Source organism: Mesorhizobium sp. M0306 (assembly GCF_040321655.1).
GTDB lineage: Bacteria > Pseudomonadota > Alphaproteobacteria > Rhizobiales > Rhizobiaceae > Mesorhizobium.
In genome coordinates this window covers 1-15667 of the sequence record NZ_JAMYRY010000038.1, presented here as the reverse complement: position 1 = coordinate 15667, position 15667 = coordinate 1, and the positions used below count along the sequence as shown (strand labels likewise).

The 15667-nt window shown below is 63.3% G+C and carries 13 protein-coding genes; 11 read left to right on the top strand and 2 right to left on the bottom strand.

What is annotated here, in order from left to right:
- Positions 1–73: 73 nt before the first annotated feature.
- From ntrB to NKI95_RS30445, 8 genes are all read left to right on the top strand, one after another.
- A complete protein-coding gene (gene ntrB, locus NKI95_RS30480; protein WP_352721512.1) occupies positions 74–970 on the top strand; it encodes a nitrate ABC transporter permease in 897 nt (298 codons plus the stop codon).
- Positions 971–981: 11 nt separating this feature from the next.
- The gene (locus NKI95_RS30475) at positions 982–1779 is read left to right on the top strand and encodes an ABC transporter ATP-binding protein (RefSeq protein WP_352721510.1); all 798 of its coding nucleotides are present in this window, start codon (positions 982–984) and stop codon (positions 1777–1779) included.
- Positions 1780–2029: 250 nt separating this feature from the next.
- Entirely contained in the window at positions 2030–2266 is a 237-nt protein-coding gene (locus NKI95_RS30470; protein WP_352721508.1) for a hypothetical protein, read from the top strand.
- Between the two features lie 58 nt (positions 2267–2324).
- Positions 2325–3626 carry an MFS transporter gene (locus NKI95_RS30465; RefSeq protein ID WP_352721506.1) on the top strand — a complete coding sequence of 434 codons (1302 nt, stop codon included), beginning with the start codon at positions 2325–2327 and terminating at the stop codon, positions 3624–3626.
- 19 nt (positions 3627–3645) lie between these two features.
- Positions 3646–6096, top strand: a complete 2451-nt coding sequence (nirB, locus tag NKI95_RS30460) for a nitrite reductase large subunit NirB (protein ID WP_352721505.1) — start codon at positions 3646–3648, stop codon at positions 6094–6096.
- A 63-nt stretch (positions 6097–6159) separates the two neighbouring features.
- Positions 6160–6489 carry a nitrite reductase small subunit NirD gene (gene nirD / locus NKI95_RS30455; RefSeq protein ID WP_352721503.1) on the top strand — a complete coding sequence of 110 codons (330 nt, stop codon included), beginning with the start codon at positions 6160–6162 and terminating at the stop codon, positions 6487–6489.
- Positions 6490–6492: 3 nt separating this feature from the next.
- Positions 6493–9324 carry a nitrate reductase gene (locus tag NKI95_RS30450; protein ID WP_352721502.1) on the top strand — a complete coding sequence of 944 codons (2832 nt, stop codon included), beginning with the start codon at positions 6493–6495 and terminating at the stop codon, positions 9322–9324.
- Between the two features lie 104 nt (positions 9325–9428).
- Positions 9429–9914, top strand: a complete 486-nt coding sequence (locus NKI95_RS30445; protein ID WP_352721501.1) for a hypothetical protein — start codon at positions 9429–9431, stop codon at positions 9912–9914.
- 25 nt (positions 9915–9939) lie between these two features.
- On the opposite strand, the gene NKI95_RS30440 is transcribed toward NKI95_RS30445, so the two are convergent.
- Positions 9940–10971: a hydroxyacid dehydrogenase gene (locus NKI95_RS30440; RefSeq protein ID WP_352721500.1), complete on the bottom strand. Its 1032-nt coding sequence runs from the start codon at positions 10969–10971 to the stop codon at positions 9940–9942.
- Between the two features lie 176 nt (positions 10972–11147).
- On the opposite strand from NKI95_RS30440, the gene NKI95_RS30435 reads away from it, so the two are divergent.
- Together NKI95_RS30435 and NKI95_RS30430 are read left to right on the top strand one after the other, a co-directional pair.
- Entirely contained in the window at positions 11148–12584 is a 1437-nt protein-coding gene (locus tag NKI95_RS30435; RefSeq protein WP_352721553.1) for an aldehyde dehydrogenase family protein, read from the top strand.
- Between the two features lie 38 nt (positions 12585–12622).
- Positions 12623–13204, top strand: coding sequence for a DUF1349 domain-containing protein (locus NKI95_RS30430; RefSeq protein ID WP_352721499.1), 582 nt, complete (start codon positions 12623–12625; stop codon positions 13202–13204).
- A 40-nt stretch (positions 13205–13244) separates the two neighbouring features.
- On the opposite strand, the gene NKI95_RS30425 is transcribed toward NKI95_RS30430, so the two are convergent.
- Positions 13245–13997: an SDR family NAD(P)-dependent oxidoreductase gene (locus NKI95_RS30425; RefSeq protein WP_352721497.1), complete on the bottom strand. Its 753-nt coding sequence runs from the start codon at positions 13995–13997 to the stop codon at positions 13245–13247.
- 317 nt (positions 13998–14314) lie between these two features.
- Here NKI95_RS30425 and NKI95_RS30420 point away from each other — a divergent pair, with 317 nt between their 5' ends.
- Positions 14315–15586 (top strand): O-antigen ligase family protein, encoded by a 1272-nt coding sequence (locus NKI95_RS30420; protein ID WP_352721495.1) that lies wholly within the window; start codon positions 14315–14317, stop codon positions 15584–15586.
- The last annotated feature ends 81 nt before the right edge of the window (positions 15587–15667 follow it).

The following is a 15667-nucleotide window of genomic DNA, read 5'->3' as shown; positions in this document are numbered from 1 at the left end:
CTGACATAGACGCGCGGCAGGCGGTGGCAGCGCCGCCTGCCTTTCACGTGCCGCCAAAGAGTTTTTCGAAACAATGTCTATCCAAGCCATCGAGGACAGCGAGGTGAAGCCGTTCCCCGCACCGGCCAAGCCCGCCGAGGTCATCGCTTTCACCGCCAGGGCGCGGCGTCGCTTCGACCCGGCCGCGATCGCCGGCAAGCTGGCAAGCACGCTGGTGCCGCCGGTCATTGTTATCACCATCATGCTCGTCGTCTGGCAGGTCGCCTGTTCGTCGCCCACAGCCAGCCTGCCACCGCCAAGCCAGGTGTGGAACGAGGCCTATGACCTGATCGCCCACCCGTTCTTCGACAATGGCCCGCAGGACATCGGACTCGCCTGGCGGGTGCTGATGTCGCTGCAGCGCGTCGCCATGGGCTTCGGCCTGGCGGCAATCGTCGGCGTCGCGCTCGGCGCGCTCGTCGGCCAGTCGATCTGGGCGATGCGGGGCCTCGATCCGGTCTTCCAGATCCTGCGCACGGTGCCGCCGCTCGCCTGGCTGCCGCTGTCGCTGGCGGCGTTCCGCGATTCCAGCCCGTCAGCGATCTTCGTCATCTTCATCACCTCGATCTGGCCAATCATCATCAACACTGCGGTCGGTGTCCGCAACATCCCCGAGGACTACCGCAACGTCGCCCGTATCCTCCGGCTCAACCAGCTCGAGTTCTTCGTGAAGATCATGGTGCCGGCGGCCGCGCCTTACATCTTCACCGGATTGCGGATCGGCATCGGCCTGTCGTGGCTGGCCATCGTCGCCGCCGAAATGCTGACCGGCGGCGTCGGCATCGGCTTCTTCATCTGGGACGCGTGGAACTCGTCCCGCCTGCCCGACATCATCGTCGCGCTCGCCTATATCGGCGTCACCGGCTTCTGCCTCGACCGCCTGGTCGCGGCAGTCGGCGTCTTCGTCACCCGCGGCACAACGGCAAAGTGAGCAGAGGGACGATGACGGCCTATCTGAAGCTCGACCATATCGACAAATCCTTCGCCCGCGGCAGCCAGGTCAGCGACGTCCTGAAGGATATCCGGCTGACCATCGACAAGGGTGAATTCGTCTCGATTATCGGCCATTCTGGCTGCGGCAAATCGACCTTGCTCAACCTGATCGCCGGCCTGACCAAGGTCTCCGCCGGCGCCGTCCTGCTCGAGGACAAGGAAGTCGACAGCCCTGGCCCGGAACGCGCCGTGGTGTTCCAGAACCACAGCCTGCTGCCATGGCTCACCGTCTACGAAAACATCAATTTGGCAGTCACGAAGGTCTTTGGCCGGAGCAGGAGCCGGGCCGAGCGGCATGACTGGATCATGCGCAATCTCGATCTCGTGCAGATGGCGCATGCCAAGGACAAACGTCCGGCCGAGATATCGGGCGGCATGAAGCAGCGCGTCGGCATCGCCCGGGCGCTGGCCATGGAGCCGAAGATCCTGCTGCTCGACGAGCCCTTCGGCGCGCTCGACGCGCTGACGCGCGCCCATCTTCAGGACGCGGTGATGGATATCCATTCGAGGCTCGGCTCGACGACGATCATGATCACCCATGACGTTGACGAGGCGGTGCTGTTGTCCGACCGCATCGTGATGATGACCAACGGTCCGGCGGCCACCATCGGCGAGGTTCTTCCCGTGCCGCTTGCCCGGCCGCGCCGACGCATCGAGCTTTCCTCCGACCGCACCTTCCTGCGCTGCCGCGAGGCGGTGCTGAAATTCCTCTACGAACGCCACCGCTTCGTCGAAGCCGCGGAGTAAGGCAATAACCGGAAACTCGTCATCATCATTGGCAATCTGCATCGGCAATGGGCAATCTACCGCATTGCACAAACATTATGCTGCTGTGCAAGGCATTCTGACTAATCTTTGATCCGCTGCCGAGCTTGGTCAAGAGTCGCGCGGCTGCGGTTCACATTGGTTTCATTAGATAATTCTGAGCGCTGTCGAATTGGCACGCTTCCTGCTTTTCAAAATGTAGGTCCGCAAGGGCCAAGTGACACGGCGTCCAATGGCGGGCGCCACAGGCAAAGCTGCCGCTCAGGTCCACACGCGCTCCCGGAACCCCGGACGCGAAGACCTGGCCGGCGGCTTTTTTGTTTTGACGCAATCGACGGCGCTGGTCCCAAGCGGCGCCCAACCGGAGACGACGATGATGAAACGGATCGGAACTGGGGCGTCCCTCGCGGACGTCACGCGCCGCGATTTTCTGGCCAGCAGCGCGCTGACGGCGATGCCGCGCCGCTGACAGTCGCGAACGAACAGACAAGGGCGGTGCCTCCCACGCCGCAAATCGGAGCCAGAAAATGACCGCAAATCTCCCAGCCGCGCCCAGCCAGGACAGTGCTCCCCGGCAGGCGCTTGTGATGTCCACCATCGCCTTCACCGTCTGCTTCGCGGTGTGGACGATCTTTTCAATCATCGGCGTGCGCATAAAGCAGGAGCTGGGGCTGAACGAGACGGAGTTCGGCCTGCTGGTCGGCACGCCGATCCTCACCGGCTCGCTCGTGCGTATGGTGCTCGGTGTCTGGACCGACCGTTTTGGCGGACGGCTGGTATACACCGCGACCATGCTTGCGGCGGCGGTCGCGACCTTCCTGCTCGCTTTTGCGCACACCTACGGGCAGATGCTGGTCGCTGCGCTTGGCGTTGGGCTCGCCGGCGGTTCCTTCGCCGTCGGTGTCGCGTATGTCTCGCGCTTCTTCCCGGCCGGCAAGCAGGGTACGGCGCTTGGCATTTTCGGTGTCGGCAATGTCGGCGCCGCGGTCACCAAATTCCTGGCACCGTTTGTGCTTCTCTCCTGGGGCTGGCAGTCGGTCGCGCTGATCTGGGCGGCAGCACTCGTCGTCATGGCCGCCGTCTTCTGGTTCACGACCGGCGACGATCCGGTCATTCGCGAGCGCCGCCACGGCAAGGCTGCACCCGCGGGAAGCTTCTTGCAGGAATTCGCGCCGCTCAAGAACCTACAGGTCTGGCGTTTCGCCTTCTATTATTTCTTCGCCTTCGGTGCATTCGTGGCGCTCTCGCTGTGGCTGCCCCGCTACCTGATCGGCGTCTACGGCTTCGGGCTTGCGACCGCCGGCATGATCGGCGCGGCCTATTCAATTCCGGCAAGTATTTTCCGCGCCTATGGCGGCGTGCTGTCCGACCGGATCGGCGCCCGCACCGTGCTCTACTGGACCTTCGCTGTCAGTGCCGCCGCGACTCTCGTTCTGTCTCTCCCCTCGGCAGACTACGTCGTGCGCGGTGTCAGCGGGCCGATCGCCTTCCATTTCGAGGTCGGCCCGCTCGCCTTCATAGCCGTTGCCTGTGTGCTCGGCTTCTTCATGAGCCTTGGCAAGGCTGCCGTCTACAAGCACATCCCGGCTTACTATCCGCAGAGTGTCGGCGCGGTCGGCGGCGTTGTCGGCATGATTGGCGGGCTCGGCGGCTTTATCCTGCCAATCGTCTTCGGCGCGCTCAACGACCTCACCGGCGTCTGGTCGAGCTGCTTCATGCTGCTCTTCGTCATCGTCGCCACCTGCTTTGCCTGGATGCATTTTTCCATCCGGCGGATGGAGCGCACGGCGTCTGACGAAGCTTCAGGCCTTTCCTACGCGGCTGAGTGAGACCGGAGTGGATCAGGACATGACCGAGAAACTCGTTATCATCGGCAACGGCATGGCCCCTGGGCGCATGCTGGAGCACCTCCTGGAAAAGGCGCCTGGGCGCTACCAGGTCACCATCTTCAACGCCGAGCCGCGCGTGAACTACGACCGCATCATGCTGTCGCCGGTTTTGTCGGGCGAAAAGGCCTATGAGGAGATCATCATCCATGGCGACGGCTGGTACATCAAGCACGGCATCACCCTCTACAAGGGCCACAAGATCGTCGCCATCGACCGGCAGGCAAAGTCCGTCACCTCCGATCATGGCGTGACCGAGCCCTACGACAAGCTCGTCATCGCCACCGGCTCAGTGCCGTTTATCATTCCGGTGCCAGGCCATGATCTGCCCGGCGTGCTCACGTATCGCGATCTCGACGACGTCCGGGCGATGATGCTTGCCGCCCAGTCGCGGGCCAAGGCCGTGGTCATTGGCGGCGGCCTGCTCGGGCTCGAGGCAGCCGCGGGCTTGAATGCGCAAGGCATGGACGTCACCGTGCTGCACGTCATGCCGACGCTGATGGAGCGTCAGCTCGATCCGGCCGCCGGCTATCTCCTGCAGCGCGCCGTCGAGCAGCGCGGCATCAAGGTCATCACCAAGGCAAACACCCAGGCGATCACCGGCAACGGCAAGGTCGAGCGGGTGGAGCTTGCCGACGGCACCATCATCCCGGCGACGCTCGTCGTCATGGCGGTGGGCATCAGGCCGAATGCGGCGCTGGCGAAGGAAGCCGGCATTGCCGTCAATCGCGGCATCGTCGTCGACGCCGGCATGCGCAGCAACGATCCCGATATCTACGCAATCGGCGAATGCGCCGAGGTCAACGGCCAGGTCTACGGACTGGTCGCGCCGCTCTACGAGATGGCGCGCGTCGCCGCCAACCATCTGGCCGGTAATGAGGCGGCGGCTTTCGTCCACATGGACACGCCGACCAAGCTAAAGGTCACCGGCATCGAGCTGTTCTCGCTCGGTGACTTCGCCGAGGGCGATGACCGCCAGGAGATCGTGCTGCGCGATGCTGCGGCCGGCGTCTACAAACGCCTGGTGCTCAAGGACGACCGCATCATCGGCACCGTGCTCTATGGCGAGACGGCGGACGGCGCCTGGTTCAACGACCTCAAGAAGAAGCAGACCGACATATCCGAGATGCGCGATACGCTCATCTTCGGCCAGTCCTACCAGGGAGGCGCCCCCCTGGACCCTATGGCGGCCGTTGCAGCCTTGCCGGATGATGCGGAAATCTGCGGTTGCAACGGCGTATGCAAGGGAAAGATCACCGGCGCGATCACGGCCAAGGGCCTGACCTCGCTCGATGACGTGCGCGCCCACACCAAGGCGTCGGCCTCCTGCGGCTCCTGCACCGGGTTGGTCGAAAAGCTCATGGTGCTGACCATCGGCGACAAATACAACCCCGCGGCGGTCCAGCCGATGTGCAGCTGCACCGCGCTCGGCCATGACGAGGTCCGCCGGCTGATCAAGGCCAAGGGCCTGAAGACCATTCCCGCCGTCATGCAGGAGCTGGAGTGGAAGACCTCCTGCGGCTGCGCCAAGTGCCGGCCGGCGCTCAACTATTATCTCGTCTGCGACTGGCCCGACGAATACGCCGACGATTACCAGTCGCGCTTCATCAACGAGCGCGTCCACGCCAACATCCAGAAGGACGGCACCTACTCGGTGGTGCCGCGCATGTGGGGCGGGGTCACCAACGCCGCCGAATTGCGCGCCATCGCCGACGTCGTCGACAAGTTCGAGATCCCGATGGTCAAGGTCACCGGCGGCCAGCGCATCGACATGCTCGGCATCCGCAAGGAGGACCTGCCGGCGGTGTGGGCCGATCTCGGCCAGGCTGGCTTCGTCTCCGGCCACGCCTATGCCAAGGGACTGCGCACGGTGAAGACCTGCGTCGGCTCGGACTGGTGCCGCTTCGGCACGCAGGATTCGACCGGCTTGGGCATCCGTATCGAAAAATTCATGTGGGGCTCGTGGACCCCGGCCAAGGTAAAGATGGCGGTGTCGGGCTGTCCGCGAAACTGTGCCGAGGCGACCTGCAAGGATGTCGGCGTGATCTGCGTCGACAGTGGCTACGAAATCCATTTCGCCGGCGCCGCTGGCCTCGACATCAAGGGCACCGAAGTGCTCGGCCTGGTCAAGACCGAGGACGAGGCGCTGGAGCATATCGTGGCGTTGACGCAGATGTATCGCGAGCAGGGCCGCTATCTCGAGCGTATCTACAAATGGGCCAAGCGCGTCGGCATCGCCGAGATCAAGCGCCAGATCATGGACGATGGCGAGAAGCGCAAGACCTATTTCGACCGCTTCGTCTTTTCGCAGAAATTCGCCCAGGTCGATCCGTGGTCGGAACGTGCTTCCGGCAAGGACAAGCATGAATTCCGGCCGATGGCTTCGGTCGGCTTTGCGCAGGCGGCGGAGTAGGCGCGTGTTCCCGAGTGGAATGCGGTTTTCGGACAAGAACACGCGCAAAAGAGGAATGGCCACATGAATTGGGTATCAATTGGCACGCTCTCGGACATTCCGCGTCGCGGTGCGCGCTGCGTAGCCACGCCCGAAGGCAAGATCGCCGTCTTTCGCACGGCCGACGATCAGGTCTTTGCCATCGACGACCATTGCCCGCACAAGGGTGGGCCACTCAGCCAGGGCATCGTCCATGGCACGGCGGTGACCTGTCCCTTGCACAATTGGGTGATCTCGCTGGAGACAGGCAAGGCGCTCGGCGCCGACGAGGGCGCGGTGCGCACCATTGCGGTCCGGATCGACGGCGAGCGGCTGTTCATAGCGCTGGAAGCGCTGGCCAGCTGCGCGGCGTGAACCATGCAGATTGATGAAGCGCGCGAGGTGAGGACCACCTGCCCCTATTGCGGGGTGGGTTGCGGCGTGCTGGCGAAGGTCGCCGCGGACGGCGAAATAACCGTTCGTGGCGACCCGGACCACCCGGCGAATTTCGGCCGGCTCTGCTCCAAAGGCTCGGCGCTGGCCGAGACCATCGACCTCGACGGCAGGTTGCTATACCCGGAGATCCACGGTCGCCGCACCGACTGGGACGAAGCGCTCGACCTTGTCGCTTCGACCTTCTCGCAAACCATTGCCGAGCACGGCCCTGACGCGGTCGCCTTCTACGTCTCCGGCCAGTTGCTGACCGAGGACTATTACGTCGCCAACAAGCTGATGAAGGGCTTCATCGGCTCGGCCAATATCGACACCAATTCGCGCCTGTGCATGGCCTCGTCGGTCGCCGGCCACCGCCGCGCCTTTGGCTCGGACACCGTTCCGGGAAATTACGAGGATCTGGAACTTGCCGACCTGATCGTGCTGGTCGGCTCCAATCTCGCCTGGTGCCATCCAGTGCTCTACCAGCGCATTGCCGCCGCCCGGGAAAAGCGGCCCGAGATGAAGGTGGTGCTGATCGACCCACGCCGCACCATGACCTCAGATATCGCGGACATGCATCTGGCGATCGCGCCCGATGGCGATGTCGCTTTGTTCACAGGGCTGCTCGCCTATCTCGGCCAGCACAACGCACTGGACCGCACCTATATCACGGCGCACACGACCGGCTTCGGGCAAGCGCTTTTCGCCGCCTCGGCGCTCGATCTTGCCGGCATCGCGGCTGCCACGGGTCTCAGTGAGGACGAACTGGCCCGCTTCTACAGCCTGTTTGCCGCGACGGCGAAGACGGTGACCGTCTACAGCCAGGGCGTGAACCAGTCGTCTTCGGGCACCGACAAGGTCAACGCCATCATCAACTGCCATCTAGCCACCGGCCGCATCGGCAAGCCCGGCGCCGGGCCGTTTTCGGTGACCGGCCAGCCCAATGCTATGGGCGGCCGCGAGGTCGGCGGCATGGCCAACATGCTGGCCGCCCACATGGAGATCGAAAACCCCGAGCACCGCAACCGCGTGCAGCGCTTCTGGAATGCCCCAACCGTCGCCGAAAAACCCGGCCTGAAAGCGGTCGAGATGTTCCAAGCGGTGGCCGACGGACGCATCAAGGCGCTGTGGATCATGGCGACCAATCCGGTCGATTCGATGCCGGATGCCGATGCGGTCGAAGCGGCGATCAAGGCCTGCCCGTTTGTCGTGGTGTCGGACGTGCTGGGCGAGACCGACACGGTCCGCCATGCTCATGTCCGGCTGCCGGCGGCGGCATGGGGCGAGAAGGACGGCACCGTCACCAATTCGGAGCGCCGCATCTCGCGCCAGCGGGCTTTCTTGGCCAGGCCCGGCGAGGCAAGGCCAGATTGGTGGATCATCGCTGAAGTCGCCAAGCGGATGGGCTTTGGCGAGGCGTTTTCGCATGTGTCGCCGGCCGACATCTTCGCCGAGCATGCCGCGTTGTCGACATTCGAGAATGACGGGGCGCGCGATTTTGATATAGGCGCGTATGGCGATATCGGTGCAGAGACCTATGAGGATCTTCTGCCGTTCCAATGGCCAGCGCCGAGCCAAGGCACCCCCCTCTGGCCTGCCGGCCATCTCCCCCTCAAGGGGGGAGATTGGATGTCGCCACAGGTTTCGCCAATCGTTACCATTGCTGAAAAGGCGGTACCGGCAAAACTGCCAATCTCCCCCCTTGAGGGGGAGATGGCCGGCAGGCCAGAGGGGGGTGCCTGGCGCCAGCCGGAGGGCAAAAGCACCCGCTTCTTCGCCAACGGCGGCTTCTACACGCCCGACGGCAAGGCACGCTTCATTGCCATCCGCCCAGCCGCACAAACCCGCACCAACCCGGACTACCCGTTGGTGCTCAACACCGGGCGAGTTCGCGACCACTGGCACACCATGACGCGGACCGGCAAGAGCCCGCGCTTGTCGCAGCACATGGCCGAACCGTTCGTCGAAATCCACCCGGCGGATGCGCAGCACTATGGCATCGGCGATGCCGACATCGTCCGCGTCTCCACGGCTTATGGCGAGGTGCTAGTCCGCGCGCTGGTGACGGTGCGCCAACGCCGAGGCTCGGTTTTCGTGCCGATGCACTGGACCGATCAGTTCTCCGGCCGCGCGCGTATCGATGCACTGGTCGCGCCGACGACCGATGCGATTTCAGGCCAGCCGGCCTCGAAGAACGTTGCCGCCCGCATCGAGCGGTTCGCCGCCACGGCCTTCGGATTCGCCGTGCTTGCCGAACGGCCCGCATCCATCGACGCCGATTACTGGAGCCTCGCTCGCAGCCCCGCCGGCTGGCGCCTCGAAATTGCGCTGCGGTCCGGCCGCGACTGGACCGGGTTTGCCGCCTCCCTGTTAGGCATGGAAGGCGAGACGCTCGCCTATCACGACATCGCCGGCGGGCACCATCGCTTCGCTCGTTTCGCGGGCAGTCGGCTGGTCGGCGCGCTCTATCTTGCGCCGACCCCGGTAGCGGTGTCGCGCGGCTGGGCGGTCGAACAACTGGGTGCCGACCATGCCGATCGGCAGGCGCGGCTGGCGATTGTCGCCGGGCGGCCGGGCGGCAAGAGCGTCGACCGCGGTGCCATCGTCTGCGCCTGTTTCGGGGTCGGTGCCAACCAGATCGCGGAAGCGGTGCGCGGCGGCTGCACCAGCGTCGCGGCAATCGGCGCCGCGCTTCACGCCGGCACCAATTGCGGCTCTTGCCGCGCCGAGATCAAGACCATTATCGACGGTCGGCGTCTTCAAGCTGCGGAGTGAATGTGCCGAGGAACTCTGCCGCGCCGCTGCATGATGCTTACTAGCAATTTACAAACCATGGGCTACCAACGTTCTGACTTCGATTCGTTCGGAACGGGAACCCCATGAGCAAAGCCCTGACCTCATTCGCGCTTGCCGCCGTGCTGGCGGCCTTGCTGATGGCGCTCAGCCTGACGGTGGCCAGGCATGGCTATCCCTATGGCGCGATCGGCGCCAAGCGCTTGAGCGACGTCGCCGATGCGGGGACGTTCATTCCGCTCGCGGCGATCTATTTTTTCAGCGCACTGCTGATGATGGTTCTGCCGATCAGGCTCGCTGGCATCGTCCTGACACATGCCGCCGATGCGATCTTCTGGACGGTCATCGTGTTGTTTGCGGTCATCGTTGGATGTCTCGCCGCGAGATTTGCTTTCGGTCAGCGCGATGTGCTCTCGGCGCTGCTGAACTGGCGGTTCCTGTTTGTCGCAGCCGTCGTCGGATGCCATCTCTTCATCAACGAGCTGCGCCACAACATCCTGTTGAGAAGCCTGTTCTTCGTCGTCTTTGCCGCAGCGACACTGGCCTGCCTGTTTTGGTCCTTCACCGTCTGAGCATGTGCGACCGTCGGCAGACGGCTTAATTCTTGTCGACCGGTTTTGAACGCATTCGCGAAACGGTCTCACGCTCGGCCCGCTTCGAACGCATCGGCGGCAGGCCGCGGTCGATCAGGTCCATGTCTTCCAGCACCATGTCGCCCATCCGCTTGAAGGCGATGTCGAGCGCGCCGGCCCGGTGGGCGGAGCGCAGGAATCCCGGCAATGTGCGGACCGGGTGATCCTGGGCCAGAGGCTCCTCAGGAAAAACATCGCTGGCGGCGACGATATGGCCGCTGCGGACGGCGTCCATCAGTGCCGGAAAATCGACCACTCCGGCTCGGCTGAGCAGGATGAAAGCGGCTCCCTTGTGCATCCTGGCAAACGCCTCGGCACCAAGGAAACCCTGGTTTTCGCTGGTCACCGAAGCGACGACGAAGATGAAATCGCTGTTCGACAGAACGTCGTCGAGAGAGGCCGGCTCGACGCCGTTTTCGATCAGGATCGACGGCGGCAGCCACGGGTCGAAGACTTTTATCTGCGTGCGAAAGCCCGACAGTAGCCGGTTGAGCGCACGGCCAAGATCGCCGAAGCCGATGATGCCGACATCCGCACCGGAAAGAAGCCGCGCCGTCCGGTTGCCGTCGCCGCCCCACAGCTCCTTGCCCTGACGAAAAGCGAGGTCGGCATCGACGATGCCGCGGGCAAGGTTGAGCGCCATGGCAAGGCCGAGCTCGGCCACCGGTTCGGCAAAGACCAGCCCGGTGGTGACGACATGGATGCCGCGCGAAAACAGCGTCTCGTAGGGCATGTTGTTGATGAGGTTGCTCTCGACATTGAAGATGCAGCGCAGCGCCTTCATTTTTTCCAGCGTCTCCGGCGCGATAGGTGGCTGGCCGACGATGTAGCGGGTCTCGGCAAGCACATCGGCCGGCAGCGCCGCGACGCCTTCGGGCGATGTTTCGACGATGCGGTATTTCGATCGAAATTTCGCCAGCGCAGCCGGCGTGAAGATCAGGTCGAGCGTGCGCGGTTCGGGTGCGCTGATCACCAGCGGCAAGGCGCTGTCGGACATGATACCTTTCCTCCCGTGCGATCCGCGTCGCACCACACTAGAATCGTCTTTCCCGCCCCGACACCTATCACATGCCTGTCGAGGAGGAGAAGTTTGCCTGCCTTCGGCCTTGCGGTGCGGCGGTCGGTGGTCCAGATAGACGGCGATCGAAGGACGACAAGGAAGACAGCGACATGATCCCGTTTCGAAAGAACCTCATCGATGGCGAGTGGGTGGGCGATGCCGGCTCCCGCAACATCAACCCGTCCAATCTCGACGACGTGGTCGGCGAATATGCATCGGGAGGCGCCGAGCACGCCCGGCAGGCCATCGCGGCGGCGAAGGCGGCATTTCCGGCATGGTCGCGATCGGGCCTGCTGGCACGCCACGCGGTGCTGAGGAAGGCGTCGGACGAGATCACCGCGCGGAAAGATGAAATCGGCCGGGCCTTGGCGCGCGAGGAAGGCAAGACGCTGGTCGAGGGCATCGGCGAGACTGTCCGTGCCGCCCAGATATTCGACTTCTTCGCCGGCGAGACGCTGCGCCTGTCGGGCGAGCTGGCGCCAAGCGTGCGGCCCGGCGTCGGCGTCGAGATCACCCGCGAAGCGGTCGGCGTCGTCGGCATCATCACGCCGTGGAATTTCCCGATCGCCATCCCGGCTTGGAAAATCGCTCCGGCGCTGGCCTACGGCAACACCATCGTCTTCAAGCCGGCGGAACTCGTTCCGGAGAGCGCCTGGACCATTGTCGACATCCTGCACCGCGCCGGACTGCCCAAGGGCGTGCTCAACCTGGTGATGGGCAAAGGTTCGGTGGTTGGCCAGGCTATGCTCGACAGCCCTGACCTCAACGCCATTACCTTCACCGGCTCTGTCGGCACCGGCAAGCGTGTCGCCGCCGCCAGCGTCGAGCACATGCGCAAGTTCCAGCTCGAAATGGGCGGCAAGAACCCGCTTGTCGTGCTCGACGATGCCGACCTTGCCGTCGCGGTCGACTGCGCCATCAACGGTGCCTACTTCTCGACCGGCCAGCGCTGCACGGCGTCGTCCCGCCTGGTGGTGACGGACGGCATCCACGACCGCTTCGTCGAGGCGCTCAAGGACCGCATGGCCAAGCTGGTCGTCGGCGACGCTCTCGATGCCAAGACCCAGATCGGACCGGTTGTCGACCAGAGCCAGTTGAAACAGGACGAAGACTATATCGCCATCGGCCGTCAGGAAGGCGCGGACCTTGCATTCGGCGGCGAGCGGCTCGATCGTGAAACCCGCGGCTTCTATTTGCAACCGGCGCTGTTCACCGAAACCACCAACGCCATGCGCATCTCGCGCGAGGAGATTTTCGGACCGGTCGCCAACGTCATCCGCGTCAAGGATTATGATGAGGCGCTGACTGTGGCCAACGACACGCCGTTCGGGCTGACGTCCGGCATCTGCACCTCGAGCCTCAAGCATGCCACGCATTTCAAGCGCAATTCGGAAGCCGGCATGGTCATGGTCAACCTGCCGACTGCCGGCGTCGACTTCCACGTGCCTTTCGGCGGGCGCAAGGGATCGAGCTACGGCCCGCGCGAGCAGGGCCGCTATGCCGCAGAGTTCTACACCACGGTGAAGACCGCTTACACGTTTGCCGGCTAAGAAAAGGCGGCAGACCAGCCAGGCAGGCGAGCAAGTCGATGACATCTGAGAATACCGACCTGACCTGGCTCAATCCGCCGCCGCACCATGCCTTCGGCAACAATACGGTGCATGTGCGGACCGGCAAGGAGACCGACTTCTGGCGAGAGACGTTCTACGGCTTCTGGCGTGATAATGGCCATTTCCTCTATCGTGAGGTCGAGGGCGATTTCAGCGCCGAAGTCACGGTCAAGGGGCACTATGAGGTGCTTTACGATCAGGCCGGGCTTATGGTCCGCCTGAGCCAGACCCATTGGATCAAGGCCGGCATCGAATACACCGACGGGCTGATGTATTTTTCCGTCGTCGTCACCAACGATGCCTCCGACTGGTCGCTGGCCAGCATTTCGGCCGATCCGGACGGGGTCAGGATCCGCCTGACCCGCCATGCCGAGACGATCCGTGTCCAGTATCTGGACGCGACCGACAAGCACTGGAAACCGGTGCGGCTTGCCTATTTCCCGCCGTCGAAAACGGTCGATGTCGGCATGATGTGCTGTTCGCCGCAGCGCGAGGGCTTCGAAGTGACATTCAGCGATTTTTCGATCGGCCCGCCGATCTCGCGGGAGCTTCACGACTGAGGCGCCGCGATGCGGTCGGGCGGTTTGCGTCCGGCCTGCCTCAGTAGGTCGCTCGGCCGCCGGAGACGTCGAAGACGGCAGCCGTCGTGAACGAGCATTCCTCGGACGCGATCCAGCAAATCAGCGCCGCCACCTCCTCGACCTCGCCGAACCGCGCCATCGGTATTTTGGACAGCATGAAGTCGATGTGCTGCTGGCTCATCTGCTGGAAGATTGCGGTGCGCACGGCCGCCGGCGTGACGCAGTTCACCGTCACCTTGGTCTTGGCCAACTCCTTGCCGAGCGACTTGGTCATGCCGATCACCGCCGCCTTGGAGGTGCTGTAGGCCGAGGCGTTCGGGTTACCTTCCTTGCCGGCAATCGAGGCGATGTTGACGATCCTGCCGTAATTGCGTTCGAGCATATGCGGGACCAGCGCTTTGTTGCAGAAGAAGACGCCGTTGATGTTGATGTCGATGACCCGGCGCCAATCCTCCACCGAATACTCCCAGGCCGTCATGTTCGGTCCGGTGATGGCAGCGCTGGTGACAAGCACATCGACTGCGCCAAGCGCTTTGATCGTCTCTCCGGCGGCGGCTTCGACCGCTAGGGGGTCGGCGACGTCGAGGGTCACGCTGTGCAGGCCTGGAACACTGGCCTTGGCCTGCTCGATCTGGGCGGCATCGCGATCCCAGACCGAAACACGCCCGCCTTCGTCAGTGATCCTTTGCGCGACCGCCAGGCCGATGCCTGAGGCGCCGCCGGTGATAACAGCAGATCGTCCGGCAAATCGTCCCGCGAAACTCATCGGCATGTGGTCTTCCTCCCAATTGGCGGCGAATGTGAAGTCAACGGCCGACAAGTTCAAGCGCGGACTTGCAACCTCAGAACAGCTTGTGATGGGCCAGCACCGGGCAATTGGACGGGACTGCCTCCTGCCCAAATCGTCTCGTCCCGTACTGAGAGAACTGCAGGAACGACGCGCCCGGTTGGCATCCGGGTGACAGGCGGCGCCGGATGGGTTATATTGCACTGCACAATGCGAGCGCCTGCAGGCGAGCCTCCCATCGATCCGATGAATCGGCCCATGAAATCGGCATTGAGCTGCAAGGACGGAAAACCGCTACCGAGATGAAGATTCCAAAATCTCTGTTGATCGATCCGGACAAGAACACGGTCTATGGCAGCTTTGCCGTTGCCGTCTCTATCTGGGCGTTCTCCTACTCGACCATTTTCGGCCAGGCTATGATCCTGGCCTACTATGCAGTCTGGCTGCCGCTCATCCTGGTCGACTACCGGAAGATATTAAGGCACGCTTCCAGCGCCTGGCTTCCGCTGGCCTTTGCGACCTATGTCTGCTTCTCGGTGTTCTGGTCGGCAGCTCCCGGCACCACGGCAAGGACAGCCGTCCAATATTGCTCCCACATCGCCTGCGCCTATATTGCCGCGCGCACCGTCAGCGTCCGGACCTTGACCATAGGCGCCCTGATCGGGATTTTCGTCGTCCTGCTCTACTCGCTCAAGGTCGCGAGTTATTCCTATGACGTTCTCGATGGCACGTATAATTTCGTCGGCGCGTTCAGCTCCAAGAACCAGATTGGCTTTGTCGCATCGCTTGGCATCTATTTCTGCGTTGTCTACCTCGCCTTTCTCAGGCGCGGCAGGATAAGCTTTTTGTTGATCGTACCGATTGTCCTTCTGTCGGGCTATCTGCTGGTCGTGTCGCATTCGGCCACTTCGATGGCATCGACCCCAGGGGTTCTGGCTCTGGTCGCCCTGCTTTCCATCGGCAAGCTGCTTTCGCTCCGACATCGCCGGGTGATTTTCATGATCGGTGCGGGCGCGCTGGTCGCCTGCACCGTGATTGCGCTGAATCTCGGGCTGATGGATTTTGTCCTTGGCCTTTTCGGCAAGGATTCGACGCTCACCGGACGAACCTACCTCTGGCAGCAGGGCTGGAATGCCGCGCAGCAAGCGCCCATCCTCGGCGTCGGCTACGCGGCCTATTGGGTGCAGGGCTTCTCCGAGGCCGAGCGGCTGTGGAACGAATTCTACATCGCCGCGCGAAGCGGCTTCCACTTCCACAACACCTACATCGAGACCTTGGTGGAACTCGGCTTCGTCGGTGCGACACTGCTTTCGCTGATCATCCTGCGCACGCTCTGGGGTCACGTCTCGGCGCTGATATTCAGGACATGGCAAGCCGACTCGGTGATTCTTGCCGGCGTCATGGTGCTTCTGTTCATCCGCTCCTTCGTCGAGGTCGAGACCCTCAACCCCTACATCATGGGATCGTTCCTGCTGTATTACAGCTACTTCAAGCTGGTGAGGGTGCCGGCCGTTGCTCCTTCCCGGTGGAGCGCCGTGAACCATCTCGAGGAACCGGACGCCGTGCGAGGCTAGAGTCTTTCACGTTTTGACGGAAGCGTATCCGGCGTTTGTGAAGTAGTTTTTGCATTCGCCGGGTTCGATCGTCGCAACGAG

Coding starts and splice junctions, on each gene's coding strand:
- ntrB (WP_352721512.1), top strand. CDS start 74: ATGTCTATCCAAGCCATCGAGGACAGCGAGGTGAAGCCGTTCCCCGCA.
- NKI95_RS30475 (WP_352721510.1), top strand. CDS start 982: ATGACGGCCTATCTGAAGCTCGACCATATCGACAAATCCTTCGCCCGC.
- NKI95_RS30470 (WP_352721508.1), top strand. CDS start 2,030: ATGGCGGGCGCCACAGGCAAAGCTGCCGCTCAGGTCCACACGCGCTCC.
- NKI95_RS30465 (WP_352721506.1), top strand. CDS start 2,325: ATGACCGCAAATCTCCCAGCCGCGCCCAGCCAGGACAGTGCTCCCCGG.
- nirB (WP_352721505.1), top strand. CDS start 3,646: ATGACCGAGAAACTCGTTATCATCGGCAACGGCATGGCCCCTGGGCGC.
- nirD (WP_352721503.1), top strand. CDS start 6,160: ATGAATTGGGTATCAATTGGCACGCTCTCGGACATTCCGCGTCGCGGT.
- NKI95_RS30450 (WP_352721502.1), top strand. CDS start 6,493: ATGCAGATTGATGAAGCGCGCGAGGTGAGGACCACCTGCCCCTATTGC.
- NKI95_RS30445 (WP_352721501.1), top strand. CDS start 9,429: ATGAGCAAAGCCCTGACCTCATTCGCGCTTGCCGCCGTGCTGGCGGCC.
- NKI95_RS30440 (WP_352721500.1), bottom strand. CDS start 10,971: ATGTCCGACAGCGCCTTGCCGCTGGTGATCAGCGCACCCGAACCGCGC.
- NKI95_RS30430 (WP_352721499.1), top strand. CDS start 12,623: ATGACATCTGAGAATACCGACCTGACCTGGCTCAATCCGCCGCCGCAC.
- NKI95_RS30425 (WP_352721497.1), bottom strand. CDS start 13,997: ATGCCGATGAGTTTCGCGGGACGATTTGCCGGACGATCTGCTGTTATC.
- NKI95_RS30420 (WP_352721495.1), top strand. CDS start 14,315: ATGAAGATTCCAAAATCTCTGTTGATCGATCCGGACAAGAACACGGTC.